Consider the following 25,294-nt stretch of genomic DNA (forward strand, 5'->3'; position numbering starts at 1 on the left):
AAGGGTGAATCATGGCAGTCGTTAAGGCAAAACCAACCTCTCCAGGGCGTCGATTCCAGGTCAAGGTTGTCAACAAGGAATTGCACAAGGGTGCGCCGTTCAAGGGTTTGGTGGAGAACCAGCGCAAGAGTGGTGGGCGTAATAATACTGGTCGTATCACTACCCGACATGTGGGTGGTGGTCATCGCCAGCACTACCGTATCATCGACTTCAAGCGTCGCAAGGATGATATTCCTGCCCGCGTAGAGCGCTTGGAATATGATCCGAACCGCAGTGCCAATATTGCCCTGTTGTTGTACGCCGATGGCGAGCGCCGTTACATTATTGCGCCGAAAGGTTTAAGCGCGGGTGCGGAAGTTGTTTCCGGCATTCATGCGCCAATCTCTGTTGGTAACAGTTTGCCAATGCGTAATATTCCGGTTGGTAGTGTTATTCACTGCATTGAGTTGAAAACAGGTAAAGGTGCCCAGTTGGCACGTAGCGCTGGTGCTTCTGCCCAATTGGTTGCGCGCGAAGGTGCTTATGCGACTATCCGCTTGCGCTCTGGTGAGATGCGGAAAGTTCCGGTTGATTGCCGTGCAACCATTGGTGAGGTTGGTAACTCTGAACATGGCCTGATTAAGTTGGGTAAAGCGGGTGCCAAACGCTGGCGTGGTGTTCGTCCTACTGTCCGTGGTGTGGTTATGAACCCGGTAGACCACCCGCATGGTGGTGGTGAAGGTCGTACTTCCGGTGGTCGTCACCCGGTTACTCCTTGGGGTGTTCCAACCAAGGGTTACAAGACTCGTAGCAACAAACGCACTGACAAGATGATTGTCCGTCGCCGGAACAAGAAGTAAGAGGATTAAACAGTGCCACGTTCACTAAAGAAAGGTCCTTTCGTTGACCATCATCTGATCAAAAAGGTTGAAACTGCCAAAGCGGCCAATGACCGTCGTCCTATCAAGACTTGGTCGCGTCGTTCCATGATCCTGCCGGAAATGATCGGCCTGACTCTGGCGGTTCATAACGGCAAGCAGCACGTTCCGGTGCTGGTGAATGAAAACATGGTAGGCCACAAGTTGGGTGAGTTTGCGCTGACCCGTTCTTACCGTGGTCACGTAGCCGACAAGAAGTCGAAGTAAGAGGTAGAGATGGAAGTTGCAGCTAAATTGCGCTTTGCGCGTATTTCTCCTCAGAAGTGTCGCTTGGTTGCTGATCAGATTCGTGGTCTGCCAGTTGATAAAGCTTTGAATGTTCTGGCGTTCAGCCCTAAAAAAGGTGCTGCAATGGTCAAGAAGGTTCTGGAATCTGCTATTGCTAATGCAGAACACAATGAAGGTGCTGATGTTGACGAACTGTGCGTCAAGACCATCTTTGTTGATCAGGGCCCAACAATGAAGCGTATCATGCCGCGTGCTAAAGGACGTGCCAACCGCATCCTGAAGCGTACCAGTCACATTACTGTCGCTGTAGGCGAGAAATAAGGTTTTAGTATGGGTCAGAAAGTACATCCAACCGGTATCCGTCTTGGTATCGCAGCTGACTGGCGTTCCAAATGGTACGCTGAAGGCAAAGACTACGCAGATTTCCTGCACAAGGATCTGGAAGTCCGTTCCTTCCTGAAAAAGAAGCTGAAAGAGGCTTCCGTCAGCCGTATCCAGATTGAGCGTCCGGCCAAATCCGCATTCATTACCATTCACACTGCCCGTCCTGGCGTGGTGATTGGCAAGAAAGGCGAAGATATTGAGAAGCTGCGCGCAGAAACTGCTTCCAAGCTGGGTTTGCACGTCAATAACGTCAAGCTCAATATTGAAGAAATCCGCAAGCCGGAACTGGATGCGCAGTTGGTTGCAGAAAGCATTGCCAGCCAGTTGGAGTGTCGTATTATGTTCCGCCGTGCCATGAAGCGTGCCGTAAGTAACGCCATGCGTTTGGGTGCTCTGGGCGTGAAAGTGAGTGTTGCAGGTCGTCTGAATGGTGCAGAGATTGCCCGTACTGAGTGGTATCGCGAAGGTCGTGTGCCGCTTCATACCCTGCGTGCCGACATTGATTATGCAACGGCTGAAGCGCTGACTACTTACGGCATTATCGGCGTAAAGGTCTGGATCTACAAAGGCGAAGTCTTCGATCTGGAGCAAAAACAGCAATCTGGCCAAAATCAGGGTCAGGGCAGAAAGAAGAAGTGATAGAGGTTTGAGATGTTACAACCCAAGAGAACCAAATTCCGCAAGCAGATGAAAGGCCGCAACCGTGGTCTGGCGCTGGCGGGAAGCAAAGTCAGCTTCGGCGATTTCGGCCTGAAAGCTGTGGAACGTGGTCGCCTTACTGCCCGTCAGATCGAATCTGCGCGTCGTGCCATTAACCGTTATGTACGTCGTGGCGGCAAAATCTGGATCCGCGTGTTCCCTGACAAGCCAATCAGCAAGAAGCCATTGGAAGTTCGTCAAGGTAAAGGTAAGGGTAACGTTGAATACTGGGTTGCACTGATCCAGCCAGGCAAGGTTCTCTACGAAATTGAAGGTGTGGCAGAAGAAGTTGCGCGTGAGGCATTCCGTCTTGCATCCGCTAAACTGCCGATGAAAACAACATTCGTTTCTCGTCAGGTGATGTAATGAAAGCAGCAGAACTCAGCCAGAAATCTGCAACCGAGCTCAAAGAAGAGCTGGTTGAAAACTTGAAAGAGCAGTTTAAGCTGCGTATGCAAAAGGCAGCCGGTCAGCTGTCACGCCCTTCCGAAGTGAAGCGCGTGCGCCGTGAAATTGCCCGTATCAAGACAGTGCTTGCGCAAAAGCAGGCGGCAGGTGAATAACGATGAGCATGAATGAAGAAGGCAAAGTAGAACGCAGCCTGATGGGGCGTGTTGTTAGCAACAAGATGGATAAGTCCATCGTCGTGCTGATGGAACGTCAGGTTCAGCATCCGGTGTATGGCAAGTTCATCAAGCGTTCCAAGAAATATCATGTTCATGACGAGAACAATGAGTGCCGCGAAGGCGATACCGTATTGTTCAAGGAGTGCCGTCCTTTGTCCAAGACAAAGCACTGGACTCTGATCAAGATTGTTGAACGTGCCCCTGAGCAGGCATAAGGGACGGAGAATATAAATGATCCAGATGCAATCCATTCTGCAAGTTGCAGATAACAGTGGTGCCAAGAAAGTCATGTGCATCAAGGTTCTGGGTGGTTCTCACCGTCGTTATGCCGGTATCGGCGACGTTATTAAGGTGAGTATCAAGGACGCGATTCCTCGTGGCAAGGTTAAAAAGGGTGACGTATATAATGCAGTCATCGTTCGTACCGCCCATGGTGTTCGTCGTCGTGACGGTTCCAAAATTCGCTTCGACAATAATGCAGCGGTTTTGTTGAACAACAAGCTCGACCCGATTGGTACCCGTATTTTTGGACCTGTTACCCGCGAGCTGCGTGGTGAGAAGTTCATGAAGATTATTTCACTGGCACCTGAAGTACTGTAAGGCTGCCGCGACTAGAGTAGGTGACATAAGATGCGCAAGATTCGCAGCAATGACGAAGTAGTTGTCATCACCGGCAAAGATAAAGGCCGTCGTGGCAAAATTACGCAGGTGTTGGCAAATGGCAAGGTTTTGGTCCAAGGCGTTAACCGTGTAAAAAAACACGTTAAGCCAAACCCAAATGCAGGTGTTCAGGGTGGCATTATTGAGAAAGAAATGCCGATGGATGCCTCAAATGTAATGCTGGTTAACCCTGCTACTGGTAAGGGCGACCGTGTTGGATTCAAGCTCCTGGAAGATGGCAAGAAAATCCGTGTCTTCAAATCCAATGGTGAGCGCGTAGACGCTTAAGGTGTAAAATGGCAAGACTGCATCAGTTTTACCGCGATACTGTCGTCAAGGAATTGACCGATAAGTTCGGGTACAAGAACACAATGGAAGTTCCGAAAATCACCAAGATTACCCTGAATATGGGTCTTGGTGAAGCTGTCGGTGACAAAAAGATCATCGAACATGCTACTGGCGATATGGCAAAGATCGCAGGTCAGAAGCCTGTTGTCACGATGAGCCGCAAGTCAATTGCAGGCTTCAAGATTCGTGACGGCTGGCCAATTGGCTGTATGGTTACGCTGCGCAGTGAAAAGATGTACGAGTTCCTGGACCGTTTGATCAATATCTCCATCCCGCGTGTGCGTGACTTCCGTGGTTTGAATGGGCGTGCTTTTGATGGTCGTGGTAACTACAACATGGGCGTCAAAGAGCAAATCATTTTCCCGGAAATTGATTACGACAAAATCGACGCTTTACGTGGTATGAATATTACCATCACCACTACAGCAAAAACTGACGAAGAGGGACGGGCACTGCTCGAAGCCTTCAAGTTCCCCTTCAGACAGTAAGAGGTTTAGAAGATTCAATGGCCAAGAAATCCATGATCGCCCGTGAAGCACGTCGTACCGCTGCCGTCGCCAAGTACGCAGCCAAGCGAGATGCACTGAAAGCAATTATCAGCAGCCCCGAAAGTTCTTTCGAAGCTGTGATGGAAGCGAACGAAAAGCTGCAAAAGCTGCCGCGTGACAGTAGTCCGGTTCGCCAGATGACCCGTTGCAACCTGACTGGTCGCCCACATGCTGTTTATCGCAAATTCGGCCTGTGCCGTAACAAGTTGCGTGAAGCTGCCATGCGTGGTGATGTTCCAGGTTTGACCAAGGCTAGCTGGTAAGGGAGAGAAACAAAGATGAGCATGAGTGATCCTATCGCCGATATGCTGACCCGCATCCGTAACGGTCAGATGGCAAGCAAGGCGAGTGTTGCTTTCCCTGCCTCCAAGCAGAAAAAAGCTATTTTGGAAGTGCTGCAAAGTGAAGGCTACATTGCTGGTTTTGAAGCAGGTGAAGCGGATGGCAAGCCTGTCATGACTGTAAAACTGAAATATTTTCAGGGCAAGCCGGTTATCAGCAAGCTGAAGCGTATCAGCCGTCCCGGTCTGCGTATTTTCCGTGGAAAGGATGAATTGCCGACAGTCATGGGCGGATACGGTGTAGCTATTGTATCTACTTCCAAAGGCGTCATGAGTGACCGAGCAGCCCGCGCCTCTGGCCAGGGTGGCGAAGTCATCTGCACGGTTGAATAAAGGCGGACTTTGAAATGTCAAGAATTGCAAAGAAACCGCTGGCTCTGCCGAAAGGCGTAGAAGTCAGCATCAGTGGGCAGAGCCTGAAAGTCAAAGGAAGTAAAGGTTCTTTTGACTTTCCAGTGCACGATGCTGTAGAGGTCTCTCAGGACGACAATGTGCTGAAATTCGCCGCCAAGCGTGAAGGTGATTCCGCTGGCTGGGCGTTGGCTGGTACTACCCGCGCGTTGGCAAATAACATGGTCATCGGCGTTAGTGAAGGCTTTGAGAAAAAGCTGCAACTGGTTGGGGTTGGTTATCGTGCCCAAGCCCAGGGCAGTAAGCTGAATCTTAGTCTGGGTTTTTCACACCCAGTCGTGCATGAAATGCCTGAGGGTATTACGGTCGAAACCCCGAGCCAGACAGAGATTGTCATTCGTGGTAGCGACAAGCAAAAGGTTGGTCAAATTGCGGCAGAAGTTCGCGCATACCGTCCACCAGAGCCTTACAAAGGCAAGGGTGTCAAGTATGTGGATGAAGTGATTCTGCGCAAAGAGACCAAGAAGAAGAAGTAAGGTGAGCTAAGATGGACAAGAAAGTATCCCGTATTCGTCGAGGCAAGCGCAGCCGCATGAAAATGCGCGAATTGTGTGTTAACCGTCTGAGTATTCACCGTACCTCCATGCATATTTATGCGCAGGTCGTCACTTCTGATGGTTCTCAAGTTCTGGCTTCAGCTTCAACGCTGGATAAGGATCTGCGTACAGGTCTGGATTATACAGGTAACGTTGCGGCTGCTGCGGCAGTCGGTAAGTTGGTTGCTGAGCGTGCGTTGGCAAAAGGTATTGATTCTGTTGCTTTTGATCGCTCTGGTTTTAAATATCATGGTCGCATCAAGGCGCTGGCAGATGGCGCTCGTGAAGCCGGTCTGAAATTCTAAAGATATTCTCCCGGTAATTGGTAAAGCCGGGGGTGGATTGAAACTAAAGGTTTATCCAATGGCGAAGGCAGAAAATACACAAGCACCGTCCGACGGTCTGCAAGAGAAACTGGTACAGGTTAACCGTGTTGCGAAAACCGTAAAAGGTGGCCGTATCATGAGCTTTACCGCCTTGACAGTGGTAGGTGACGGCAATGGTCGGGTTGGTTTTGGTTATGGCAAGGCACGTGAAGTGCCAGCCGCCATCCAGAAAGCAATGGATCAGGCGCGCCGTAATATGGTGAGCGTATCGTTGATTGACGGCACTTTGCAGTACCCAATCAAATATGAGAAAGGCGCTGCGCGTGTCTACATGCAGCCGGCTTCCGAAGGTACAGGTGTAATCGCTGGTGGTGCGATGCGTGCGGTACTGGAAGTTGCTGGTGTACGCAACGTGCTTTCCAAATGTATGGGTACCCGTAATGCTGGTAACGTAGTGCGTGCGACTATCGCTGCGCTGGGTTCCATGCAGGATCCTGAAATGATTGCTGCCAAGCGCGGCAAAACCGTTGCCGATATCAAGGGGTAAGATATGACTTCCGCGAAACAACTCAAACTGACGTTGGTGCGCAGTCTGAATGGCCGCCTGAAGAGTCATCAGCAGTGCGCCCGTGGTCTTGGTATCCGCAAGATCCACAATCCGGTTACTGTGATCGATACCCCGGAAAACCGTGGTATGATCAACAAGATTTCCTACATGTTGAAGGTTGAGGAAGCTTAAGATGAAACTGAATACGCTACAACCTGATGCAGGTAGCCGTCCTGATCGCACCCGTGTAGGTCGCGGTATCGGTTCTGGCTTGGGTAAAACTGCTGGTCGTGGTCACAAAGGTCAGAAATCCCGTAAAGGTGGTTTCCATCACCGTAAGGGCTTTGAAGGCGGCCAGATGCCGATGCATCGCCGTTTGCCAAAATTTGGCTTTACTTCTCGTATTGGCCGTCGCACTGCTGAAGTTCGTTTGAGCGAACTGGCGAAAGTCGAAGGCGATATGATCGATCTGCTGGCTCTGAAAGCAGCAAATGTGATTGACGCCCAAACCTTGCAAGCCAAGATCATCCTTTCCGGTACAGTTGACAAAGCTGTTACTGTCAAGGGTGTTGGGGTGACCAAAGGTGCGCGTGAAGCCATTGAAGCAGCGGGCGGCAAGGTCGAAGAATAACGGATAACAAAGATGCGCAAGAACCCTACAGGTTCCCTTGGGGGCTTTGGAAACATGCTTGAGATTCGCCAGCGGTTGGTTTTCGTACTGCTGGCGTTGATCGTTTACCGGATCGGTGTACATGTTCCTGTTCCAGGAATCAATCCGGCAGCGTTTGCCCAGTTTTTTGAGCAAAACAGTGGCACTATCTTGGGAATGTTTAACATGTTTTCCGGTGGCGCATTGCAAAACTTTAGCATTTTTGCGCTGGGGATCATGCCATATATTTCTGCCTCCATCATTATGCAGTTGATGGCGACAGTTGTACCTTCGCTTGAACAGATCAAGAAGGAAGGCGAATCTGGTCGGCGTAAAATTACCCAGTATACTCGCTATGGGACTGTAGTGCTGGCGTTGTTCCAAAGTTTTGGTATAGCCATTGCCTTGGGTGGCCAAGAAGTTAGTGGCGGCCAGACAGTTGCATTGTCGCCTGGTGTTAGCTTTATCATCACTACCGTCGTTACCTTGGTGACTGGAACCTTATTCCTGATGTGGCTGGGTGAGCAAATTACCGAACGAGGCATTGGTAACGGTATTTCCCTGATTATTTTTGCAGGTATCGTTGCTGGCTTGCCCAAGGCGATTGGCGGTACGTTGGAACTGGTGAATACGGGTGAATTATCGCCTTTCTTGGTGATTGTGTTGCTGGCATTGGTGTTGTTGGTGACTGCATTTGTCATTTTTGTTGAGCGTGGCCAGCGCCGCATCACGGTTAATTATGCCAACCGTCAGCAAGGCCGTAAAATGATGATGGGGCAATCCAGCCATTTGCCGCTGAAGTTGAATATGGCTGGGGTTATCCCGCCAATCTTTGCGTCCAGTATCATCCTGTTCCCGGCTACACTGGGTAAATGGTTCAGTGAGGCGAGTAATCTGGGCTGGATTCAAGGCTTCTTCAATATGCTGCAACCTGGTCAGCCCTTGTATGTGATGTTTTACGCGGCGGCCATTATCTTCTTCTGTTTCTTCTATACCGCGTTGGTGTTTAACTCGCGTGAGACAGCCGACAACCTGAAGAAAGCAGGTGCGTTTATTCCGGGTATCCGCCCCGGTGAGCAAACATCGAAATATATTGATGGCGTTATGACCCGTTTGACCGCAGTCGGTGCCATCTACATTACGCTGGTTTGCTTGTTGCCGGAATTCCTGATTCTCGGTTGGAATGTGCCCTTCTATTTCGGGGGCACCTCACTGCTGATCATTGTGGTGGTTGTGATGGATTTCCTGTCCCAGTTGCAAGCGCACATGATGTCACACCAGTACGAAGGTCTGATGAAGAAGGCCAATTTCAAAGCGCAGACACGCCCAGGCACATTGCGCTGATCTGCTGAGTTATCGTCGAGAGGTTTTTATCATGAAGGTTCGAGCTTCAGTAAAAAAGTTGTGCCGTAACTGCCGGGTTATCCGCAGGAACGGTGTAGTACGTATTATCTGTTCTGACCCGCGCCACAAACAGCGCCAAGGTTAAGAACTGGTTTGGGTTGATAATTAGAAGGGGTTCTGGCACAATCGCCCGTTTTCCCGGTAGTCTGGAGAGATTTCAATGGCTCGTATTGCGGGTATCAATCTTCCTGTCAACAAGCATGTTGTCATTGGCCTAACCTCAATTTATGGGGTCGGCCATCCACGTGCTGCTGACATTTGTAAGGCAGCGGATGTTGTGCCTAGCACCAAAATCCGCGACCTGAGTGAAGATGAAGTTGAGCGCATTCGTCTGGAAGTAGGCAAGTTCCTGGTTGAAGGCGATCTGCGTCGTGAGGTTTCCATGAACATCAAGCGTTTGATGGACATGGGTTGCTATCGTGGCATTCGCCACAGACGTGGCCTGCCTATGCGTGGCCAGCGTACCAAGACCAATGCACGCACCCGTAAAGGGCCGCGCCGTCCAATTCGCAAGTAATAGTAATACTGAGATTGCAGGTAGAGTAAGTAATGGCAAAACAGCCTAGAAAAGGTGCAACTGTTGGCCTTCGCAAGAAGGTAAAGAAAACTGTCACTGACGGTGTTGCGCACATCCATGCATCATTCAATAACACTATCGTAACCATCACCGACCGTCAGGGCAATGCTTTGGCGTGGGCGACTTCCGGTGGTTCCGGTTTCCGTGGTTCCCGTAAGAGCACCCCGTTCGCAGCCCAGGTTGCGGCTGAGCGCGCTGGCAATGCAGCCAAAGATTATGGCCTGAAAAACCTTGATGTTGAAGTCAAGGGGCCTGGCCCTGGCCGTGAGTCGGCTGTGCGTGCGCTGAACAATGTTGGTTTCAGGATCAACACCATTGTGGATGTAACGCCGATTCCGCACAACGGCTGCCGTCCGCCAAAAAAACGTCGTGTGTAACGGGAGATAGTCATGGCACGTTATATTGGACCTACCTGCAAGCTGAGCAGACGCGAAGGCACAGACCTGTTTCTCAAGAGCCGCAGTGTGTCGCTAGAAAAAAAGTGCAAACTGGATAAAGCCCCAGGCCAGCACGGTGAAAACAAGGCACGCCTTTCCGACTACGGCGTACAGTTGCGTGAAAAGCAAAAAGTTCGCCGTATCTACGGTGTACTGGAACGCCAGTTCCGTAATTACTTCACTGAAGCGGCACGCCGCAAGGGTTCCACAGGTGAAAACCTGCTGCAACTGTTGGAGTGCCGTCTTGACAACGTTGTTTACCGCATGGGCTTTGGTTCTACCCGCGCCGAATCCCGCCAGCTGGTAAGCCACAAGGCAATCAGCGTCAACGGCCAAACCGTCAACATCCCATCCTATCAGGTTAAACCCGGTGATGTTGTGGCTATTCGTGAGAAAGCCAAGAAGCAGACCCGCATCCAGGATTCCGTCGCTGTTGCTGAACAGATGGGTTTCCCCGCATGGGTTGATGTGGATGCCAAGGGGTTGACAGGTACGTTCAAGTCAGTACCAGACCGTAGCGATCTGCCAGCCGAAATTAATGAATCACTGATTGTGGAATTGTACTCCAAGTAATCATTGATCAGGTTCGAGAGACAAGTATGACCTCGAAAACAACAGAATTGCTGAAGCCGCGTAATGTTCAAGTGCAAGAAGCAGGTTTAAACACCTACCGTATTACACTGGAGCCACTGGAGCGCGGATTTGGCCACACACTGGGCAATGCCCTGCGCCGTATCCTGCTCTCCTCCATTCCGGGCAGCGCGGTAACGGAAGTGCAAATTGCCGGTGTTGTACATGAATACACCAGTATCGAAGGTGTGCAGGAAGACGTGGTTGAGATTCTGCTGAACCTCAAAAATCTGGCCATCCGTCTGAATGCACGTGATGAAGCGACCCTGACCCTGAAGAAAAAAGGCAAGGGTGTCGTGACCGCAGCGGATATTGAACAGGATCACGATGTTGAAATCATCAATCCCGAGCATGTCCTGGCGCACATCACCAAGGATGACACCGAACTGGAAATGAGCCTGACTATTACCCGTGGTCGTGGTTATCAACCGGCTTCCGTGCGCCGTGGCCCTGATTCACCTGAGTTGCCGTTGGGAACTCTGGTGCTGGATGCAAGCTACAGCCCGATTACGCGCGTTGCTTACAATGTTGACAGCGCGCGCGTGGAACAACGCACTGACATGGATAAACTGGTACTGGAAATCCAGACCAACGGTTCCATCAATGCGGAAGAGTCGATCGGCATGGCCGCACAGATCCTGCAACAGCAGTTGGCGGTATTCTTTGATCTGCGTATTGAAGAACCGGTACGCCGTGAAGAGTCCCAGCCAGAGATCGACCCGATCCTATTGCGCCCGGTTGATGATCTTGAACTAACTGTACGTTCAGCCAACTGCCTGAAGGCAGAGAATCTGTTCTACATTGGCGACTTGGTACAGCGTACTGAGACTGAGCTGCTCAAAACGCCAAACCTGGGCAAGAAGTCACTGACTGAAATTAAAGATGTGCTGGCACAGCATGGTTTGACTCTGGGTACCAAGTTGGACAACTGGCCACCAGCAGGTCTTGACCACCGTGAAAGCAAAGTGGGTTAACCACGGTTTTGAAGGATATAGAAGATGCGTCATCGTAATACTGGTCGTCAACTGAGCCGTAACAGCAGCCACCGTAAAGCCCTGCTGCAAAGCCTGACCAACTCACTGATCCGCTACGAAGCGATCAAGACAACCCTGCCAAAGGCAAAAGAACTGCGCCGTGTGGCGGAGCCGTTGATCACCCGCGCGAAAGAGGACTCTGTCCACAATCGCCGTATCGCTTTCTCCCGTCTGCGTGATAAAGACGTGGTGGGTAAGCTGTTCAACGAAATCGGCCCACGCTTTAAAGGCCGCCCAGGTGGCTATCTGCGTATCGTCAAATGTGGCTTCCGTGCTGGCGACAATGCCCCAATGGCATATGTTGCCTTGGTTGATGATGCAGACGGTGCTCGGGCTGCTGCGGAGTAAATCATTGTAGGAGCTTGCCGTGCAGCGCGGGTCGCCTAATGGCTGGCTCCTATAGCAAAGGCCGACATTGTTCGGCCTTTTTGCGTTTGGTCAGCTTGCTTTATATCATTGAGCCGCTAAAGTAGCTTGCTAGACTACGCATTTTTTGGATTGGATCACCATGCAAGACAGCTCCAATGTCATTAAAGCGGATGAAGCCCGCAAGACAGCCAAGATATTTTATTATGGGAATATTTTGGCTGTTCTGATTCCTTTCCCTGTGTTTATCTTGTGGTTTGGGGCATCCATGTTTGTATATGCGATGTTTCGTCACCACCCAAATTCCAGGGTAGGCTACTATACACAAATCGGTGCATATCATTATTACGGTCTGGCTGGTGCGCTGGTACCGATTTTGACGTTTGCCCCAGGTGACTTCTTCAAAAACTGGTGGTGGGCGTTATGGATATTCTGTGTGGTTGTGTTGCTGCCGCTCTCCATTCGCCAGATCATGCAGATAAACCGCGAAGAATGGCAGGATACGACCCAAACTCATTGAGGGAAAAGCAATGTCGGAATTACGTCATGACTGGCGCATCGAGGAAGTGAATGCGTTGTTGGCGATGCCTTTCAGTGACCTGATGTTTCAGGCACACCAGGTGCACCGGGACAATTTTCCAGCCAATCAGGTTCAGGTCAGTACCCTGCTGAGCATCAAGACGGGAGCCTGCCCTGAAGACTGTGGCTATTGTTCGCAAAGCGCCAAACATGATACTTCGTTGGAACGTGAACGTTTGTTGCCTTTGCAGGAAGTGATGGAGGCGGCTCAAACGGCGCGTGATCATGGTGCAACCCGCTTTTGCATGGGTGCTGCTTGGCGCAACCCGACCGATAAAAATCTCGATCGTGTGGTCGAAATGGTTCAGGCGGTCAAGGGCTTGGGGATGGAAACCTGCGTCACGCTGGGGATGTTGACTGACCGGCAGGCGCTAAGACTTAGGGATGCAGGGCTGGATTACTACAACCACAATCTCGACACTTCCCCTGAGTTTTATGGCAATGTCATTTCCACTCGAACCTATCAGGATCGTTTGGATACGCTGGATAACGTGCGTAATGCAGGCATTAATGTATGCTCTGGTGGCATCCTTGGCATGGGTGAAACCCGTCTTGACCGCGCCCGGTTATTGCAGCAACTGGCGAACATGAAGTTCCACCCGGAATCCGTGCCAATCAATGATCTGGTCAGGGTTGAAGGGACACCACTGGCAGGGGCAGAAAAGCTTGATCCTCTTGAGTTTATCCGCGCTGTCGCGGCTGCCCGCATCATGATGCCGAAATCCTATGTGCGCCTGTCCGCAGGTCGTACCGAGATGACGGATGAAATGCAGGCATGGTGTTTCTTCGCAGGAGCCAATTCCATTTTCTATGGCGACAAGCTGCTGACGACTGACAACCCGGAGGAAAGTCAGGATATGCAGTTGTTTGCCCGTTTGGGGATCGAAGCGGAAGCCGGACGCCCCGGTAACGCCTTTTTGTGAGATGATTCCATGCGCTACCCACAATCTTTTGATGTGATCGTTATCGGCGGTGGGCACGCCGGGACGGAAGCTGCGCTTGCCGCCGCGCGGATGGGTAGGCGAACGCTGTTGTTAACCCACAATATTGAAACCATCGGCCAGATGAGTTGTAACCCGGCGATTGGTGGTATCGGCAAAGGCCATCTGGTCAAGGAAGTGGATGCGCTGGGTGGAGCCATGGCGCACGCTGCTGATCGTGGCGGCATCCAGTTCCGCATCCTCAATTCCAGCAAGGGCGCCGCAGTACGTGCCACCCGTGCCCAGGCCGATCGGGTGCGTTATAAAGCGGCCATCCGTTTCATCGTCGAAAACCAGCCTAACCTGCAAGTTTTCCAGCAGGCTGTCGATGACCTGATTGTTGAAGGCGATCGTGTAGCAGGCGTGGTTACCCAAATGGGGCTGCGCTTTTCTGCCCGTGCGGTGGTGTTGACGACTGGCACTTTCCTCGGTGGCAAAATTCACATTGGCTTGAGCAATCATGCTGGCGGCAGGGCGGGTGACCCGCCTTCCATGGCACTCGCCCAGCGTTTGCGCGAATTGCCATTCCGTGTTGATCGCCTGAAAACCGGCACGCCTCCGCGCATTGATGCCCGCAGTATCGACTTCAGCAGGCTGGAGGCGCAACCGGGCGATACGCCAACCCCAGTATTTTCATTTCTGGGCAGCGTGGAGGAGCACCCACAGCAGATTGCCTGCTATATCACCTATACCAACACCACTACGCACGACATCATTCGTAGCGGACTGGATCGTTCTCCGATGTATACGGGTGTCATTGAGGGGATTGGCCCACGTTACTGCCCGTCGATTGAAGACAAGGTTGTACGTTTTGCCGACAAGGAACGTCACCAGATTTTCATCGAGCCGGAAGGGCTGGATACCCATGAGGTTTACCCCAACGGTATTTCCACCAGCTTACCGTTCGATGTGCAATATGAGCTGGTGCGTTCGATGGCTGGATTGGAAAATGCCCATATCACCCGCCCCGGCTATGCTATCGAATACGACTTCTTTGACCCGCGTGACCTCAAGCCGACCCTGGAAACCAAAGCCATGCAGGGTTTGTTTTTCGCTGGGCAAATCAATGGTACGACTGGCTATGAAGAGGCCGCTGCGCAAGGTCTGCTGGCTGGCTTGAACGCGGGTTTGTACGTGCAGGAAAAAGATGGCTGGTATCCACGACGTGATCAGGCTTACATCGGTGTGCTGGTTGATGACCTGATCACGCTGGGAACCCGCGAACCCTACCGCATGTTCACCAGCCGAGCCGAACACCGCTTGTTGTTGCGCGAAGACAACGCCGACCTACGCCTGACCGAGAAAGGCCGTGAATTGGGGTTGGTGGATGACGCACGTTGGGCGGCTTTCTGCCAGAAACGCGAAGCCACTGAGTTCGAACAGCAGCGGCTGCGTTCTACCGTCCTGCATCCGTCGGATGTCAGCGCGGAAGATAGCCAGCGTGTATTTGGCGACACGCTTGCCCGCGATTACAAGCTGTACGATTTGCTGCGTCGCCCCAACGTTACGTATGCTGGATTGACCAGTTTGCCAGCGGTTGGCAGTCTGGTAGCGGATGAAAAGGTCGCCGAGCAGGTTGAAATCCAGTGCAAATACGCCGGTTATATTGAGCGCCAGCAGGATGAAATCCACAAGCAGCGCCGCAACGAGGAAACCCGTCTGCCTGACTGGCTAGATTACGTCCAGGTGCGCGGCCTTTCCAACGAAGTGCGGCAGAAGCTGCAAGCCCAGCGTCCTGCCACGATCGGTCAGGCTGCCCGTATTCCGGGGGTCACGCCTGCGGCCATCTCCCTGTTGCTGGTGCATCTGAAGAAATCCTCGGCAGCGGGCGGCAATCATTTGCAGGCCAGTGCCTGATGGATGGTGCGCAACAGGATAAACTTGGGCGCTACCTGCAACTGCTGCAACGCTGGAACAAGGTTCACAACCTGACAGCGGTGCGTGACCCGGCGCAAATGCAGGTATTGCACATTGATGACAGCCTCAGTGTCGCGCCTTACATCCGTGGTGAAACCTGTCTGGATGTAGGCAGCGGCGCAGGTCTTCCTGGCATTCCCCTCGCCATCATTCAGCCTGGGCGACAGTTCACGGTGCTCGACACCAACGGCAAAAAAACCCGTTTCATGCAGCAAGCGGTGTTGGCGCTGGGTCTGCAGAATGTGAGGGTTGTCCAAACCAGGGTAGAAAGCTGGAAGCCTGGGCACTGTTTTGATGCCATTATCAGCCGCGCCTTTGCCTCCCTGCATGATTTTGTGAGCTTTACCGGCAAACATGCCTGTGAAAATGGTATCCTCTACGCCATGAAGGGGCGCTACCCTGACAGCGAACTGGCGGAGCTGCCGTCAGGCTGGGCAGTGCAGGCGCAACATGCATTACACGTACCCGGTCTGGATGCAGAGCGGCATCTGTTGGAACTACAGCGAGAATAGCGAGAATAACCCCATGACGCGAGTGATCGCCATTGCCAACCAGAAAGGCGGCGTAGGTAAAACTACTACCACGGTCAATCTGGCGGCATCCTTGGCCGCGATGAAGCGCCGCATCCTGCTGGTGGATATGGATCCACAAGCCAATGCCACCACCGGTATTGGGATTGACAAGCATGGCCAGTCCAGCACCCTGACCGATGTCTTGTTGGGCGAGTCACATGTCACTGAAATTCTGCAAAAACTACCGGAAACCTCCCTGCATGTATTGCCTGGCTCACCGGAACTGACGGTGGCTGAAATTACCTTGATGAGCAAGGAACGGCGTGAATACCATTTGAAAGATGCACTTGCACCGATGCAAGGCGCTTACGACTATATCCTGATTGACTGTCCTCCTTCCCTCAATATGCTGACAGTCAATGCTTTGGTGGCAGCAACCGGCGTCATTATTCCCATGCAATGCGAATATTACGCGCTGGAAGGTCTGAGCGCCTTGGTGGGGACGATCGAGCGCATCACCCAGACAGCCAACCCGGATTTGAAGGTCATGGGCTTGGTGCGCACCATGTATGACCCGCGCAGCAACCTTTCCCGTGATGTTTCCGAACAAATCAACGCTTTTTTCCGCAACAAGGTCTACAACACCTCCATTCCACGCAACATCCGGCTGGCGGAAGCGCCCAGCCACGGCTTGTCGGCGCTGGAATATGACAAAAGCTCCCGTGGAGCACTGGCGTATTTGGCGCTGGCTGCTGAACTGTTGCGTAAAGATACCGGCAAAATTGCATCAGATGGGGAGCAGGCATGGTAAAGAAACCCGGGCTTGGGCGCGGTCTTGACATCCTGCTCAGTTCAGCGCGCGGCAACAGCGAACAAACCGACGACGTGTCTTTGCGCACCCTGCCGGTAGAACGTATCCGCCCAGGCCAATACCAGCCACGTACCCGCATGGATCCCGACGCTTTACAGGAACTGGCCGATTCCATTAAGGCACAAGGGCTGGTGCAGCCGGTTGTAGTACGCAAGCTGGGTAGTGGTGAGTATGAGTTGGTTGCCGGCGAACGCCGCTGGCGCGCGGCACAGCTGGCCGGGCTGCATGAAATCCCTGCTGTAGTGCGCGAAATCCCTGACCAGGCCGCTGCGGCCATGTCGCTGATCGAAAATATCCAGCGTGAAGACCTGAATGCCTTGGAAGAGGCCAATGCCCTGCGCCGTCTGATTGGCGAATTTGGCCTGACCCACCAGCAAACTGCGGAAGCGGTCGGGCGTTCCCGTGCGGCGGTCACCAATTTGTTGCGTCTGCTGGATTTGCAGGACGGAACCAAGGCTTTGGTGGATGCTGGCCAGCTGGAAATGGGCCATGCACGAGCCTTGTTGGCGCTGCAAGGCCAGCAGCAGGTAGAGGTTGCGCAGAAAGTCGCCCAACGCCAGCTTTCTGTGCGTGAAACCGAGCGTTTGGTCAAGCTATTGCTGGAGGAGGGCAAGAAATCCGCCGTGGAGTTCAAACCGGCTCCTGAGGTGCTCAAGCTGGAGCAAAAGCTTGCCGATACCCTGGGGGCCAAAGTTGCCATCCGTTACAACCGCACAGGTAGGGGTAAACTTGTCATTGAATACAATAGCCTGGACGAGCTGGACGGTATCCTTGGGCATATCCAGTAAATTTTCGCTGCAAGGTGTTGAAGCAGGCGGCGAATCCCTGCATAATACGCGCCTTGTTTTTCGGATTGGTTTTTCGGGAGAATACCCTTGCCTAACATAGCCTCAGCCAGAAAGCGTGTCCGTCAGGCGGCCAAGCGCCGTATGCACAATAAGCACCTGCGTTCGCGTCTGCGCACCCAAATCAAGAGTGTGGTGAATGCCATTGCATCCGGCGACCGCGAAGCAGCCATCAATGCATACAAGGCGGCAGTGCCAGTCATCGACTCCACAGCCGACAAGGGTATCATCCACAAGAACAAGGCAGCCCGTCACAAAAGCCGCCTGAACGCACACATCAAGGCTCTGCAAGCCTGATCCAGTATCGTGGGTTGATGCATCTTCCAAGGCCGGTTTGTATGAACCGGCCTTTCGTGTTTGTGGTGATTCCATGCTGAAGGTAGGCTTAACCGGGGGGATTGGTTGTGGCAAGTCCACCGCCATCAGACGTTTCCGTGAGCTGGGCATAGCCGTCATTGAAGCTGACCTGGTGGCGCGTGAAGTGGTAGAGCCAAAACAACCTGCTTGGCAGGAAATTGTGCAAACGTTTGGTGCACAAGCCTTACGGGAAGATGGTTTTCTGGATCGCACTTGGTTGCGGCAAGCTGTTTTCAGCGATCCTGAACGCTTGCAGCAGTTGGAATCTATACTGCATCCACGTATCCGTACTGAAATCGAAGGGCGGATGGCAGCGCGTACAGGCAGCCCCTATGTGGTTGTCGATGTACCGTTGCTGTTTGAAAAGGGTTATACTCAACTTTTCGACCGGATTTTGGTGGTTGACTGTTCTCAGGAACAGCAGCGGGAGCGGGTCAAGTTGCGTGATGGTAGTAGCAATGACTTAATTGAGTCCATTATGCAATCACAAGTAGCGCGTGATGTCCGGTTGCAACATGCCGATGATATTGTTGAAAATTCCTCATTAATTAATGTTTTTTATCAGAAAATTGATGATTTGCATAGTAAATATGAGAAACTGAGTAATGTTTAGTTGATTGCCCTGCTACTTTCTTGGTATAAATGCTGGTAAATAGGGTCTGCGAAGCATTTTATGGTTAACTACAAGCAACCTTTGGGCGAAGAGATTCGCCGCCTCTCCGAGCATCACATGATTAGCTACGAGCAACCGCTTAACGAAAAAATTCGCTTGTTCATGCGGTTGGAATTGCTCATGGGGCGTTTCAAGTATCATATTTCCGCCGATCCCAAACCCGAGGATACGGTGGCAGCTCTGCATCTGCTGCTGGATTTGTATAATCTTTCTGCTCGCTTGGATGTCAAAAGCGAAATTCTGAAAGAAATTGACCGGATGGGGCAGTCGACCCGCTTGTTGTTACGCAATGAAGATGCGGATACTGCCCGTTTGGACGGTGTGCTGGAAAAGCTCAATTACCATAGCGATGTGCTCTACCAGCAGCGCGGCCAGCTCGGTCAGCACCTGAAAAACCACATGTTCTTCAATAGCCTGCGCCAGCGTTCATCTTTGCCAGGCGGCTTGAACGGTTTCGATATTCCCCTGTTCCACTACTGGCAGGAACAGTCGGTTGAAGTCCGGCTCGAAGACTTGCGGGAATGGATCGCACCTTACGTAACCGCAAATGCAGCAGCGCACGATATTCTGGATATTGTACGTCAATTTGGCGAGCGCCAGCAGGAAGTGGCCAAGGAAGGTTTTTTCCAGTCCATGCTGGAAATGCGCAAGCCTTACCAGATGATGAGTGTGGAACTGCCGGATAATGTTGATTATTACCCTGAGATCAGTGCTGGCAAGCAGCGCTTTACCCTGCGTTTTGTGAACGCGGACATGCTCGCGGAGCGGGGCAAGCAGATCAATAAGGATGTGCATTTCACGCTGGTGCTGTGTTCCTTCTAGCCGGGTTTGGCTGCTGTGTTTCTGGATTGGTAAGCGGGCATCAAGCCCGCTTATCGTTAGTGGGGAAGGGTCAGTGTGCGAGCTTTTCCCAAATTGGCCCGGTGGTGCTGGCTGATGGTGGTTTTGGGGCGGTGGTTGTGTCGGGTTGCTGGGCTGGTTCCTCGCTTGTTACAACCGGGTCAACCACCAGGGTTTCCTGTTTCAGGATCGCGCCATCATCATTCAATATGGTTACTGTCCAGACGCCTGACAGGTTGGCGCTGATATTTTTGCTGGAGTGCACCCGCCAGCGTTCCCCCGCAACCGGAAATTGCAACCCAAGCTGGAACGCCCCGTCTTTCTCCCAGCGATGGGTAATGATATGGCCTTGCAGCCCCGTCAGTTCAGTAAAGTAATGGATTTCCTGCCCGGCGCTGATTCGCGCCAGTTGGTCAACGGGTTCGCGGTTGCTGATGCCGGTTGTGAATGCAGAACGTGAAACTTGTGGGGCAATAACTGCGGCTTGGGCTGTTGCTGCTGGCAGGGCATCTTCGGCCCAAACGGTATTCCCGGTGCTGGCCACCATCAGGAAAGAGGCTGTTAACAGATAGGTGTTTCTCATTGTTCAATGGCTCTCTTAATAATTAGATAATTAGAATATTATAATACTCATGGTATAGTTTACCGCATTTGCTTCAGGTTCACCAAAGAATGCCTGCAACAGGCTTGCCCCTGACGGCGACTTAGGCTTTACTACCTTATTTGCAGTGACAGGCAGGTTTAAAAATGCCGAGAAAACAGGTGGCGGTAACGAGCGATGCGCAGCCAGACTTTGAGGCGGCCATGGTGGAGCTGGAGGCTTTGGTGCAGCGCATGGAAAGCGGTGAGCTTTCGCTGGAAGGTTCCTTGCAGGAGTTTGAACGCGGTGTGCAGTTGACCCGTATCTGCCAGGAAGCGCTCAAGGCTGCGGAACAGCGCGTCAAGCTGCTGGCATCTGATGGCCAGGAACGCGATTTTCCGCCACAAGAGGATGCCTGATGCTGAATCTCCATGACCGCCTACAGGGCTGGCAGAAACGGATCGAGGTCGTGCTGGATGACGTTTTGCCGCCGTCTTCCACGCATCCGGCCAAACTGCACGCAGCACTGCGTTACACGGTATTGAATGGTGGCAAGCGGATGCGCCCCTTGTTGGTGTATGCGGCGGGCGAAGCCTTGGGTATCGCTGCTGATCGGCTGGATATTCCGGCAGCAGCCATCGAACTGATACATGTTTATTCGCTGGTGCATGATGACCTGCCGGCCATGGATGATGATGACCTGCGCCGGGGCAAGGCTACCTGTCACAAGGCGTTTGACGAGCCAACCGCGATACTGGTGGGTGATGGTTTACAGGCGTTGGCTTTTCAACTGTTGGCTGCCCACCCGCGGATGTTGGCTTCCCCAGCTCAGCGGTTGCGCATGATCGAACAGCTTGGGCAGGCTGCCGGTTCCCGTGGTATGGTGGGTGGGCAGGCCATTGACCTCGCTGCCGTCGGCCAGGAACTGACGGAAATGGAGCTGGAAAACATGCACATCCACAAGACTGGGGCTTTGATCCGCGCCAGTGTGCTGTTGGCGGCCTACAGCGTGGAGGCGATGGATGCGCAACGTTTGCAGCAACTGGACCATTTCGCCAAGTGCATCGGGTTGGCATTCCAGGTGCAGGATGACATTCTGGATGTGGAAAGCGATACCCAGACGCTGGGCAAGACCCGTGGGGCAGATGCGGCGGCAGGCAAGCCCACTTATCCTTCCATCATCGGGATGGCTGCGTCCAGGGCCAAATTGCAGGATTTGTATGACGAGGCCATGAATGCCTTGCTATCATTCGGTGAATCCGCTGACATGTTGCGGCACTGTGCCGAGTTTACGGTCAAGCGTATCCGATAAATAAAAAACGGGAATCTCCGCCGCAGTGCCTTGTATTCGTTTTGATGATTAGGGGTTGGCCAACGTGCTCGAAAGAATAAATTTCCCCGCTGATTTGCGGCGGCTGGAACTGGAGGCGCTCCCGGCGCTGTGTGCTGAACTGCGTGAATTTCTGTTGGATTCGGTATCGAATGGGGGAGGGCATTTTTCCTCCAATTTGGGTACGGTCGAGCTGACCGTAGCGCTACATTATGCCTTTGATACCCCGCAGGACAAGCTGGTGTGGGATGTCGGGCATCAGGCTTATCCACACAAAATCCTGACCGGGCGGCGGGATCTGATGGATAGTATCCGCCAGAAAGATGGTCTGGCCGGTTTCCCCAAGCGCTCCGAAAGTGAATACGATACCTTTGGGGTGGGGCATTCCAGCACCTCCATCAGTGCTGCGTTGGGGATGGCGTTGGCGGCGCAACAGAAGGGTGAGGACTACCATTCCATTGCCATTATTGGTGATGGTGCCATGACGGCGGGTATGGCGTATGAAGCGCTCAACCACGCGGGCGACCTGGACGCCAACCTGATTGTGGTGTTGAACGACAATGAAATGTCGATTTCGCCGAATGTGGGCGCGTTGCGCAAATACCTGACGCGCCTGCTGTCTGGGCGTATGTATTCGAGTATGCGTGAAAGCGGCAAGAAAGCGTTGTCGCACAGTAAATCCCTCTCCAAACTGGTTAAGCTGACCGAAGAGCATATGAAGGGCATGGTGTTGCCCGGCACCTTGTTCGAGGAAATGGGCTTCAAATATTACGGCCCGATTGATGGCCATGACGTGGAAGAGCTGGTGCATGTGCTGGAAAACCTCAAGCAGATCAAGGGGCCGCGCCTGCTGCATATCCTGACGCAAAAGGGCAAGGGGTATGAGCCAGCCGAGGAAGATCCTTGTGCCTATCATGGGGTAACACCTTTCAACCTGAAAACGGGTTTGGTTTCCAGCAGCAAGAAATCGACCCCCACCTACACCCAGGTGTTTGGCCAGTGGTTGTGCGACATGGCGGCGCAAGACAAGCGTTTGGTCGGGATTACGCCCGCGATGCGCGAAGGTTCCGGTCTGGTGGCGTTTTCCGAACAGTTCCCGCAGCGTTATTTCGATGTTGGTATTGCGGAGCAACATGCGGTGACACTAGCGGCGGGGCTGGCCTGTGAGGGGTTGAAACCGGTGGTGGCGATCTATTCCACCTTCCTGCAGCGGGCGTATGACCAGTTGTTGCACGATGTTGCCATCCAGAACCTGCCGGTAGTGTTCGCGGTTGACCGCGCCGGTTTGGTGGGGGCGGATGGGCCGACGCATTCAGGCAATTACGACCTTTCCTTCCTGCGCTGCGTGCCGAATATGGTGGTGATGGCTCCGGCGGATGAAAACGAATGCCGCCAGATGTTGTATACCGCTTTCCAGCTGGATTGCCCAACAGCGGTGCGTTACCCACGCGGTAAGGGGACAGGTATTGAACCGCACACTGAGATGCAGGCGATGCCGGTTGGGAAAGCGGTGAAAGTGCGTAATGGCGGCAATTCCATCGCTATCCTGTTATTTGGTTCATTGCTGGCCGAGGCACGGGCGGCAGCGGAAGAGCTGGATGCGACCCTGGTCAACATGCGTTTCGTCAAACCGCTGGACAAAACCATACTGCGCGAACTGGCGCAGTCGCACGAGTTGCTGGTGACGCTGGAAGACAATGCGGTTATGGGTGGCGCGGGCAGTGCGGTGAACGAATACTTGCATGAAGCCGGGCTGGCCGTGGAGGTGATGAACCTGGGCTTGCCGGATGTGTATATTGAACATGCCCAGCGTGAAGAGCAGCTTGCCGCCTGTGGGCTTGATGCACTGGGCATCGTGGAAAAGGTGCGCTCTGGCTATGGTGGGCGGATTCACATTGGATTAAGCTTGTGTCCTGTGCCACAATACGTCGCGAATTGAAGTGTTAGGGATCGGCTATAATCCTATGAAAAGTTTGGTTCCGCCTGTATTTCCCAATTCCTGAGGAGTTGTTCCATGAAGTTTCTTGTTGGCTTTTTCAGCCTCGAATGGATGCGCGTTTTCGATTTTCTTGCTCCACTGGCTATCCGTCTGTTCCTTGCACCGATGTTCTGGATTTCGGGCGTAAAACGTTTGGGTTTGTTCTCCAGCTCTGATTTCGTCATTTACAACCCGTTGACTTGGCTGAATACGGAAGCCTTCCAGCAAAGCGTTGCCAGCATGGGCAATACGCTGTTTTCCGGGTTGGGCGCGGAAACTCTGGTGATCCTGTTGGGTATTATCGAAATTACGGCGGCCATCCTGTTGGTGTTGGGTTTTGCTGTGCGTTGGGTAGTGCTGGCACTGATGTTTGTCGTAGTGGTGCTGGGCTTGATCGCGATGGGAGATGCTGGTTTCCTCAACAGTATGCAACAATTGATCATGAGCCATGGCTATACCAATATGACCAACAATGTCACCGAGGTCTATCTGGTTTACTTTATCCTGTTGCTGGCGCTGTTCTTCATGGGCGCGGGTCGCTGGGTCAGTCTGGACTGGTACATCTACCGCAGTTTCGTTAAGCGGATTGATAATAAGTCTGCTGCTGCCATGCATGATCCTTTCGAGATTGATGCGACTGACGAACCTGGCATCCATTGATGCCTGAACCAAAAAGGCTGCTGATGGCAGCCTTTTTGTTGATGGGTTCTGCTTAGCGGAGTTCGCTGCGTTCACGGCGTGCTTTCATTTTTTCGTCATTGCGCTTCATTAGTTGTAGGGTCAGGTAGATTTTTGCGGGTATGGAAAGGAACAACCCGCTTGCAATCAGCCCTGCTACCGTGGCGACTCCCTTCACACCGTGGGCGGTCGCGATGTCGGTGAAAATCACCAGCCCCACCCCTACTGCGCTGATGCTCAGGCCAACGATGATCAGGGTGTACATGAGGCGGGTTAGTTGCTGTTCTTTCATGGAGTGCCTTTTGGATGATGCGGTGGATGCCCTATTATCCAAGCAAAAATAGGCGCGTAATTGACATGTGTCAAAACGGCATTAGTTTTTGCTAATATACTGACTTACATCAAGTATCTGGGTCGGAAATCATGATGGGTTGGAAGCGAATCGGGTTGGCAGTGGCATTGTCCTGCATGGCGGCGCTGGCCTCTGCCGAGGATGGCAAGGTGCTGTTCCAGCAGCATTGCGCTTCCTGTCATGGCGAGGCGGGCATTGGGGGTATTGGCTTGCCGTTATCAAAGCCGACTGTTATGGAGTCGCTGACTGACGATTATATCCGCAAAACCATCCGCAGTGGCCGCCCAGGTCGGATCATGCCTGCGTTTGGGGAAATGTCGGATACTGAAGTTGGTGCCATTGTGGGCTACATGCGTACCTGGGGGGCATCAAAGGTGGAAGAGCCAGCCCAGCCTTTGTCAGGCGTGGCCGCCAAGGGCAAACCGCTGTTCGAGCAGCACTGCGCCAGTTGCCATGGCAAGGATCTGAGTGGCGGTTCGGAAGGTACCGGCGTTACCTTTTCCCGCAAGCGCGAAATGGCCATCATGCCACCCGCCCTCAACAATGCCGGTTTCCTGCAAGCGGCCACTGACGGCATGTTGCGCTATATCATCCAGCATGGCCGCGACGGTACGCCCATGCCTGCTTTCAAAGCTACCCTGCAACCAGCGCAAATGGATGATGTGATTGCCTACGTGCGTGCCAGTGAGCTGAAAAACCAGCTGGAAGGTCAGGCGCTGGAGGATGAATCCCTGACCGTGATTTACGACGTGCCCGGCACGTTTGAAGAAACTGTGGCGCGGGTACGGGAAGCTATCCGTTCCAACAATTTCCGCGTTTTTCCTGACCGTTATCTGGAAGAAGGTTTGACGGATGAGCTTTCCGTCAACACACGCCAAGTTTCCCTGCGTTTCTGCAATTTCAACAAGTTGTATGAGGCGCTTAAGCTGGAGCCACGCTTGGGCGTCATCCTGCCGTGCAGCCTGACCGTCATTGAACAGGAGGGTGGTGGCGTCCAGATTGTGGCGGCGAATGTGGAAGTGCTCGCAAAGCTGTTCAACAATGACCAACTGGATGAGGTATTTGCCCACATCAAAGCCAGTTACGACCTGATTCTGGATGAAGTGACGTTTTGACGTGACGTAATAGTGAGCA

Annotated in this window: 40 protein-coding genes; 38 read left to right on the top strand and 2 right to left on the bottom strand. The window is 52.8% G+C overall.

Going from position 1 to position 25,294, the window contains the following annotated elements; genetic code table 11:
• Nucleotides 1–11: 11 nt before the first annotated feature.
• From rplB to zapD, 33 genes are all read left to right on the top strand, one after another.
• On the top strand, nucleotides 12–839 hold the full coding sequence (gene rplB, locus THINI_RS16725) for a 50S ribosomal protein L2 (protein WP_002709725.1): 828 nt from the start codon (nucleotides 12–14) through the stop codon (nucleotides 837–839).
• A 12-nt stretch (nucleotides 840–851) separates the two neighbouring features.
• Nucleotides 852–1,124: a 30S ribosomal protein S19 gene (gene rpsS / locus THINI_RS16730; protein WP_002709726.1), complete on the top strand. Its 273-nt coding sequence runs from the start codon at nucleotides 852–854 to the stop codon at nucleotides 1,122–1,124.
• A 9-nt stretch (nucleotides 1,125–1,133) separates the two neighbouring features.
• Nucleotides 1,134–1,466 carry a 50S ribosomal protein L22 gene (gene rplV, locus THINI_RS16735; protein WP_002709727.1) on the top strand — a complete coding sequence of 111 codons (333 nt, stop codon included), beginning with the start codon at nucleotides 1,134–1,136 and terminating at the stop codon, nucleotides 1,464–1,466.
• A 9-nt stretch (nucleotides 1,467–1,475) separates the two neighbouring features.
• Nucleotides 1,476–2,168 carry a 30S ribosomal protein S3 gene (gene rpsC, locus THINI_RS16740; protein WP_002709728.1) on the top strand — a complete coding sequence of 231 codons (693 nt, stop codon included), beginning with the start codon at nucleotides 1,476–1,478 and terminating at the stop codon, nucleotides 2,166–2,168.
• Between the two features lie 12 nt (nucleotides 2,169–2,180).
• Nucleotides 2,181–2,594, top strand: a complete 414-nt coding sequence (rplP, locus tag THINI_RS16745; RefSeq protein WP_002709729.1) for a 50S ribosomal protein L16 — start codon at nucleotides 2,181–2,183, stop codon at nucleotides 2,592–2,594.
• Complete coding sequence (gene rpmC / locus THINI_RS16750; RefSeq protein ID WP_002709730.1) at nucleotides 2,594–2,791, top strand: 50S ribosomal protein L29; 198 nt, start codon at nucleotides 2,594–2,596, stop codon at nucleotides 2,789–2,791. The genes rplP and rpmC overlap by 1 nt, the downstream gene beginning before the upstream one ends.
• Before the next feature lie 8 nt (nucleotides 2,792–2,799).
• Entirely contained in the window at nucleotides 2,800–3,069 is a 270-nt protein-coding gene (rpsQ, locus tag THINI_RS16755; protein WP_040840981.1) for a 30S ribosomal protein S17, read from the top strand.
• 16 nt (nucleotides 3,070–3,085) lie between these two features.
• Nucleotides 3,086–3,454, top strand: coding sequence for a 50S ribosomal protein L14 (rplN, locus tag THINI_RS16760; protein ID WP_002709732.1), 369 nt, complete (start codon nucleotides 3,086–3,088; stop codon nucleotides 3,452–3,454).
• Between the two features lie 30 nt (nucleotides 3,455–3,484).
• The gene (gene rplX, locus THINI_RS16765; RefSeq protein WP_002709733.1) at nucleotides 3,485–3,802 is read left to right on the top strand and encodes a 50S ribosomal protein L24; all 318 of its coding nucleotides are present in this window, start codon (nucleotides 3,485–3,487) and stop codon (nucleotides 3,800–3,802) included.
• A gap of 8 nt (nucleotides 3,803–3,810) precedes the next feature.
• Nucleotides 3,811–4,350 (top strand): 50S ribosomal protein L5, encoded by a 540-nt coding sequence (gene rplE, locus THINI_RS16770; RefSeq protein ID WP_002709734.1) that lies wholly within the window; start codon nucleotides 3,811–3,813, stop codon nucleotides 4,348–4,350.
• Nucleotides 4,351–4,367: 17 nt separating this feature from the next.
• A complete protein-coding gene (gene rpsN / locus THINI_RS16775) occupies nucleotides 4,368–4,673 on the top strand; it encodes a 30S ribosomal protein S14 (protein WP_002709735.1) in 306 nt (101 codons plus the stop codon).
• Between the two features lie 15 nt (nucleotides 4,674–4,688).
• Entirely contained in the window at nucleotides 4,689–5,084 is a 396-nt protein-coding gene (gene rpsH, locus THINI_RS16780; protein ID WP_002709736.1) for a 30S ribosomal protein S8, read from the top strand.
• Nucleotides 5,085–5,098: 14 nt separating this feature from the next.
• Nucleotides 5,099–5,638: a 50S ribosomal protein L6 gene (rplF, locus tag THINI_RS16785; protein ID WP_002709737.1), complete on the top strand. Its 540-nt coding sequence runs from the start codon at nucleotides 5,099–5,101 to the stop codon at nucleotides 5,636–5,638.
• A gap of 11 nt (nucleotides 5,639–5,649) precedes the next feature.
• Nucleotides 5,650–6,003, top strand: a complete 354-nt coding sequence (gene rplR, locus THINI_RS16790) for a 50S ribosomal protein L18 (protein ID WP_002709738.1) — start codon at nucleotides 5,650–5,652, stop codon at nucleotides 6,001–6,003.
• A 58-nt stretch (nucleotides 6,004–6,061) separates the two neighbouring features.
• Nucleotides 6,062–6,571, top strand: a complete 510-nt coding sequence (rpsE, locus tag THINI_RS16795) for a 30S ribosomal protein S5 (RefSeq protein WP_002709739.1) — start codon at nucleotides 6,062–6,064, stop codon at nucleotides 6,569–6,571.
• 3 nt (nucleotides 6,572–6,574) lie between these two features.
• Nucleotides 6,575–6,763 carry a 50S ribosomal protein L30 gene (gene rpmD, locus THINI_RS16800; protein ID WP_002709740.1) on the top strand — a complete coding sequence of 63 codons (189 nt, stop codon included), beginning with the start codon at nucleotides 6,575–6,577 and terminating at the stop codon, nucleotides 6,761–6,763.
• A gap of 1 nt (nucleotide 6,764) precedes the next feature.
• Nucleotides 6,765–7,202, top strand: coding sequence for a 50S ribosomal protein L15 (gene rplO / locus THINI_RS16805; protein WP_002709741.1), 438 nt, complete (start codon nucleotides 6,765–6,767; stop codon nucleotides 7,200–7,202).
• Between the two features lie 12 nt (nucleotides 7,203–7,214).
• The gene (gene secY, locus THINI_RS16810; protein WP_002709742.1) at nucleotides 7,215–8,564 is read left to right on the top strand and encodes a preprotein translocase subunit SecY; all 1,350 of its coding nucleotides are present in this window, start codon (nucleotides 7,215–7,217) and stop codon (nucleotides 8,562–8,564) included.
• Between the two features lie 31 nt (nucleotides 8,565–8,595).
• Nucleotides 8,596–8,709: a 50S ribosomal protein L36 gene (gene rpmJ / locus THINI_RS24485; protein WP_002709743.1), complete on the top strand. Its 114-nt coding sequence runs from the start codon at nucleotides 8,596–8,598 to the stop codon at nucleotides 8,707–8,709.
• Nucleotides 8,710–8,784: 75 nt separating this feature from the next.
• Entirely contained in the window at nucleotides 8,785–9,141 is a 357-nt protein-coding gene (gene rpsM, locus THINI_RS16815; RefSeq protein ID WP_002709744.1) for a 30S ribosomal protein S13, read from the top strand.
• 32 nt (nucleotides 9,142–9,173) lie between these two features.
• Nucleotides 9,174–9,578, top strand: coding sequence for a 30S ribosomal protein S11 (rpsK, locus tag THINI_RS16820; RefSeq protein ID WP_002709745.1), 405 nt, complete (start codon nucleotides 9,174–9,176; stop codon nucleotides 9,576–9,578).
• A gap of 12 nt (nucleotides 9,579–9,590) precedes the next feature.
• Nucleotides 9,591–10,211 (top strand): 30S ribosomal protein S4, encoded by a 621-nt coding sequence (gene rpsD / locus THINI_RS16825; protein WP_002709746.1) that lies wholly within the window; start codon nucleotides 9,591–9,593, stop codon nucleotides 10,209–10,211.
• A gap of 26 nt (nucleotides 10,212–10,237) precedes the next feature.
• The gene (locus THINI_RS16830) at nucleotides 10,238–11,242 is read left to right on the top strand and encodes a DNA-directed RNA polymerase subunit alpha (protein ID WP_002709747.1); all 1,005 of its coding nucleotides are present in this window, start codon (nucleotides 10,238–10,240) and stop codon (nucleotides 11,240–11,242) included.
• 24 nt (nucleotides 11,243–11,266) lie between these two features.
• Nucleotides 11,267–11,650, top strand: coding sequence for a 50S ribosomal protein L17 (gene rplQ, locus THINI_RS16835; protein WP_002709748.1), 384 nt, complete (start codon nucleotides 11,267–11,269; stop codon nucleotides 11,648–11,650).
• A 160-nt stretch (nucleotides 11,651–11,810) separates the two neighbouring features.
• Complete coding sequence (locus THINI_RS16840) at nucleotides 11,811–12,188, top strand: hypothetical protein (RefSeq protein WP_002709749.1); 378 nt, start codon at nucleotides 11,811–11,813, stop codon at nucleotides 12,186–12,188.
• 10 nt (nucleotides 12,189–12,198) lie between these two features.
• The gene (gene bioB, locus THINI_RS16845; protein ID WP_002709750.1) at nucleotides 12,199–13,170 is read left to right on the top strand and encodes a biotin synthase BioB; all 972 of its coding nucleotides are present in this window, start codon (nucleotides 12,199–12,201) and stop codon (nucleotides 13,168–13,170) included.
• Nucleotides 13,171–13,179: 9 nt separating this feature from the next.
• Nucleotides 13,180–15,084 carry a tRNA uridine-5-carboxymethylaminomethyl(34) synthesis enzyme MnmG gene (gene mnmG / locus THINI_RS16850; RefSeq protein WP_002709751.1) on the top strand — a complete coding sequence of 635 codons (1,905 nt, stop codon included), beginning with the start codon at nucleotides 13,180–13,182 and terminating at the stop codon, nucleotides 15,082–15,084.
• Entirely contained in the window at nucleotides 15,084–15,656 is a 573-nt protein-coding gene (rsmG, locus tag THINI_RS16855) for a 16S rRNA (guanine(527)-N(7))-methyltransferase RsmG (protein ID WP_002709752.1), read from the top strand. Before mnmG ends, rsmG begins: the two co-directional genes overlap by 1 nt.
• Before the next feature lie 13 nt (nucleotides 15,657–15,669).
• Nucleotides 15,670–16,467, top strand: coding sequence for a ParA family protein (locus THINI_RS16860; protein WP_040839522.1), 798 nt, complete (start codon nucleotides 15,670–15,672; stop codon nucleotides 16,465–16,467).
• The gene (locus THINI_RS16865; protein WP_002709754.1) at nucleotides 16,461–17,315 is read left to right on the top strand and encodes a ParB/RepB/Spo0J family partition protein; all 855 of its coding nucleotides are present in this window, start codon (nucleotides 16,461–16,463) and stop codon (nucleotides 17,313–17,315) included. Before THINI_RS16860 ends, THINI_RS16865 begins: the two co-directional genes overlap by 7 nt.
• Before the next feature lie 87 nt (nucleotides 17,316–17,402).
• Entirely contained in the window at nucleotides 17,403–17,669 is a 267-nt protein-coding gene (gene rpsT, locus THINI_RS16870; protein WP_002709755.1) for a 30S ribosomal protein S20, read from the top strand.
• Nucleotides 17,670–17,742: 73 nt separating this feature from the next.
• Nucleotides 17,743–18,342, top strand: coding sequence for a dephospho-CoA kinase (gene coaE / locus THINI_RS16875; RefSeq protein ID WP_002709756.1), 600 nt, complete (start codon nucleotides 17,743–17,745; stop codon nucleotides 18,340–18,342).
• A gap of 60 nt (nucleotides 18,343–18,402) precedes the next feature.
• Complete coding sequence (gene zapD, locus THINI_RS16880; RefSeq protein WP_002709757.1) at nucleotides 18,403–19,224, top strand: cell division protein ZapD; 822 nt, start codon at nucleotides 18,403–18,405, stop codon at nucleotides 19,222–19,224.
• Between the two features lie 70 nt (nucleotides 19,225–19,294).
• Here zapD and THINI_RS23665 read toward each other — a convergent pair whose 3' ends face one another.
• The gene (locus THINI_RS23665) at nucleotides 19,295–19,825 is read right to left on the bottom strand and encodes a DUF2914 domain-containing protein (protein WP_002709758.1); all 531 of its coding nucleotides are present in this window, start codon (nucleotides 19,823–19,825) and stop codon (nucleotides 19,295–19,297) included.
• Nucleotides 19,826–19,989: 164 nt separating this feature from the next.
• On the opposite strand from THINI_RS23665, the gene THINI_RS16890 reads away from it, so the two are divergent.
• The 4 genes from THINI_RS16890 to THINI_RS16905 all read left to right on the top strand — a co-directional run bounded on the left by THINI_RS16890 (nucleotide 19,990) and on the right by THINI_RS16905 (nucleotide 23,790).
• A complete protein-coding gene (locus THINI_RS16890; protein WP_002709759.1) occupies nucleotides 19,990–20,241 on the top strand; it encodes an exodeoxyribonuclease VII small subunit in 252 nt (83 codons plus the stop codon).
• Complete coding sequence (locus tag THINI_RS16895) at nucleotides 20,241–21,134, top strand: polyprenyl synthetase family protein (RefSeq protein ID WP_002709760.1); 894 nt, start codon at nucleotides 20,241–20,243, stop codon at nucleotides 21,132–21,134. The genes THINI_RS16890 and THINI_RS16895 overlap by 1 nt, the downstream gene beginning before the upstream one ends.
• A gap of 64 nt (nucleotides 21,135–21,198) precedes the next feature.
• Nucleotides 21,199–23,091 carry a 1-deoxy-D-xylulose-5-phosphate synthase gene (gene dxs, locus THINI_RS16900; RefSeq protein ID WP_002709761.1) on the top strand — a complete coding sequence of 631 codons (1,893 nt, stop codon included), beginning with the start codon at nucleotides 21,199–21,201 and terminating at the stop codon, nucleotides 23,089–23,091.
• Between the two features lie 75 nt (nucleotides 23,092–23,166).
• Nucleotides 23,167–23,790, top strand: a complete 624-nt coding sequence (locus THINI_RS16905) for a DoxX family protein (RefSeq protein WP_002709762.1) — start codon at nucleotides 23,167–23,169, stop codon at nucleotides 23,788–23,790.
• A gap of 52 nt (nucleotides 23,791–23,842) precedes the next feature.
• On the opposite strand, the gene THINI_RS16910 is transcribed toward THINI_RS16905, so the two are convergent.
• Entirely contained in the window at nucleotides 23,843–24,100 is a 258-nt protein-coding gene (locus tag THINI_RS16910; protein ID WP_002709763.1) for a hypothetical protein, read from the bottom strand.
• 134 nt (nucleotides 24,101–24,234) lie between these two features.
• Between THINI_RS16910 and THINI_RS16915 the strand changes: the two genes are divergently transcribed.
• Entirely contained in the window at nucleotides 24,235–25,275 is a 1,041-nt protein-coding gene (locus THINI_RS16915; RefSeq protein ID WP_002709764.1) for a c-type cytochrome, read from the top strand.
• The last annotated feature ends 19 nt before the right edge of the window (nucleotides 25,276–25,294 follow it).

The sequence above is a fragment of the Thiothrix nivea DSM 5205 genome, assembly GCF_000260135.1.
GTDB classification, from domain to species: domain Bacteria; phylum Pseudomonadota; class Gammaproteobacteria; order Thiotrichales; family Thiotrichaceae; genus Thiothrix; species Thiothrix nivea.

Bases quoted from the DNA above. Each gene is read 5' to 3' on its own strand.
- rplB (WP_002709725.1), top strand. From the start codon at position 12: ATGGCAGTCGTTAAGGCAAAACCAACCTCTCCAGGGCGTCGATTCCAG.
- rplV (WP_002709727.1), top strand. From the start codon at position 1,134: ATGGAAGTTGCAGCTAAATTGCGCTTTGCGCGTATTTCTCCTCAGAAG.
- rpsC (WP_002709728.1), top strand. From the start codon at position 1,476: ATGGGTCAGAAAGTACATCCAACCGGTATCCGTCTTGGTATCGCAGCT.
- rplP (WP_002709729.1), top strand. From the start codon at position 2,181: ATGTTACAACCCAAGAGAACCAAATTCCGCAAGCAGATGAAAGGCCGC.
- rpmC (WP_002709730.1), top strand. From the start codon at position 2,594: ATGAAAGCAGCAGAACTCAGCCAGAAATCTGCAACCGAGCTCAAAGAA.
- rpsQ (WP_040840981.1), top strand. From the start codon at position 2,800: ATGAATGAAGAAGGCAAAGTAGAACGCAGCCTGATGGGGCGTGTTGTT.
- rplN (WP_002709732.1), top strand. From the start codon at position 3,086: ATGATCCAGATGCAATCCATTCTGCAAGTTGCAGATAACAGTGGTGCC.
- rplX (WP_002709733.1), top strand. From the start codon at position 3,485: ATGCGCAAGATTCGCAGCAATGACGAAGTAGTTGTCATCACCGGCAAA.
- rplE (WP_002709734.1), top strand. From the start codon at position 3,811: ATGGCAAGACTGCATCAGTTTTACCGCGATACTGTCGTCAAGGAATTG.
- rpsN (WP_002709735.1), top strand. From the start codon at position 4,368: ATGGCCAAGAAATCCATGATCGCCCGTGAAGCACGTCGTACCGCTGCC.
- rpsH (WP_002709736.1), top strand. From the start codon at position 4,689: ATGAGCATGAGTGATCCTATCGCCGATATGCTGACCCGCATCCGTAAC.
- rplF (WP_002709737.1), top strand. From the start codon at position 5,099: ATGTCAAGAATTGCAAAGAAACCGCTGGCTCTGCCGAAAGGCGTAGAA.
- rplR (WP_002709738.1), top strand. From the start codon at position 5,650: ATGGACAAGAAAGTATCCCGTATTCGTCGAGGCAAGCGCAGCCGCATG.
- rpsE (WP_002709739.1), top strand. From the start codon at position 6,062: ATGGCGAAGGCAGAAAATACACAAGCACCGTCCGACGGTCTGCAAGAG.
- rpmD (WP_002709740.1), top strand. From the start codon at position 6,575: ATGACTTCCGCGAAACAACTCAAACTGACGTTGGTGCGCAGTCTGAAT.
- rplO (WP_002709741.1), top strand. From the start codon at position 6,765: ATGAAACTGAATACGCTACAACCTGATGCAGGTAGCCGTCCTGATCGC.
- secY (WP_002709742.1), top strand. From the start codon at position 7,215: ATGCGCAAGAACCCTACAGGTTCCCTTGGGGGCTTTGGAAACATGCTT.
- rpmJ (WP_002709743.1), top strand. From the start codon at position 8,596: ATGAAGGTTCGAGCTTCAGTAAAAAAGTTGTGCCGTAACTGCCGGGTT.
- rpsM (WP_002709744.1), top strand. From the start codon at position 8,785: ATGGCTCGTATTGCGGGTATCAATCTTCCTGTCAACAAGCATGTTGTC.
- rpsK (WP_002709745.1), top strand. From the start codon at position 9,174: ATGGCAAAACAGCCTAGAAAAGGTGCAACTGTTGGCCTTCGCAAGAAG.
- rpsD (WP_002709746.1), top strand. From the start codon at position 9,591: ATGGCACGTTATATTGGACCTACCTGCAAGCTGAGCAGACGCGAAGGC.
- THINI_RS16830 (WP_002709747.1), top strand. From the start codon at position 10,238: ATGACCTCGAAAACAACAGAATTGCTGAAGCCGCGTAATGTTCAAGTG.
- rplQ (WP_002709748.1), top strand. From the start codon at position 11,267: ATGCGTCATCGTAATACTGGTCGTCAACTGAGCCGTAACAGCAGCCAC.
- THINI_RS16840 (WP_002709749.1), top strand. From the start codon at position 11,811: ATGCAAGACAGCTCCAATGTCATTAAAGCGGATGAAGCCCGCAAGACA.
- bioB (WP_002709750.1), top strand. From the start codon at position 12,199: ATGTCGGAATTACGTCATGACTGGCGCATCGAGGAAGTGAATGCGTTG.
- mnmG (WP_002709751.1), top strand. From the start codon at position 13,180: ATGCGCTACCCACAATCTTTTGATGTGATCGTTATCGGCGGTGGGCAC.
- rsmG (WP_002709752.1), top strand. From the start codon at position 15,084: ATGGATGGTGCGCAACAGGATAAACTTGGGCGCTACCTGCAACTGCTG.
- THINI_RS16860 (WP_040839522.1), top strand. From the start codon at position 15,670: ATGACGCGAGTGATCGCCATTGCCAACCAGAAAGGCGGCGTAGGTAAA.
- THINI_RS16865 (WP_002709754.1), top strand. From the start codon at position 16,461: ATGGTAAAGAAACCCGGGCTTGGGCGCGGTCTTGACATCCTGCTCAGT.
- coaE (WP_002709756.1), top strand. From the start codon at position 17,743: ATGCTGAAGGTAGGCTTAACCGGGGGGATTGGTTGTGGCAAGTCCACC.
- zapD (WP_002709757.1), top strand. From the start codon at position 18,403: ATGGTTAACTACAAGCAACCTTTGGGCGAAGAGATTCGCCGCCTCTCC.
- THINI_RS23665 (WP_002709758.1), bottom strand. From the start codon at position 19,825: ATGAGAAACACCTATCTGTTAACAGCCTCTTTCCTGATGGTGGCCAGC.
- THINI_RS16890 (WP_002709759.1), top strand. From the start codon at position 19,990: ATGCCGAGAAAACAGGTGGCGGTAACGAGCGATGCGCAGCCAGACTTT.
- THINI_RS16895 (WP_002709760.1), top strand. From the start codon at position 20,241: ATGCTGAATCTCCATGACCGCCTACAGGGCTGGCAGAAACGGATCGAG.
- THINI_RS16905 (WP_002709762.1), top strand. From the start codon at position 23,167: ATGAAGTTTCTTGTTGGCTTTTTCAGCCTCGAATGGATGCGCGTTTTC.
- THINI_RS16910 (WP_002709763.1), bottom strand. From the start codon at position 24,100: ATGAAAGAACAGCAACTAACCCGCCTCATGTACACCCTGATCATCGTT.
- THINI_RS16915 (WP_002709764.1), top strand. From the start codon at position 24,235: ATGGGTTGGAAGCGAATCGGGTTGGCAGTGGCATTGTCCTGCATGGCG.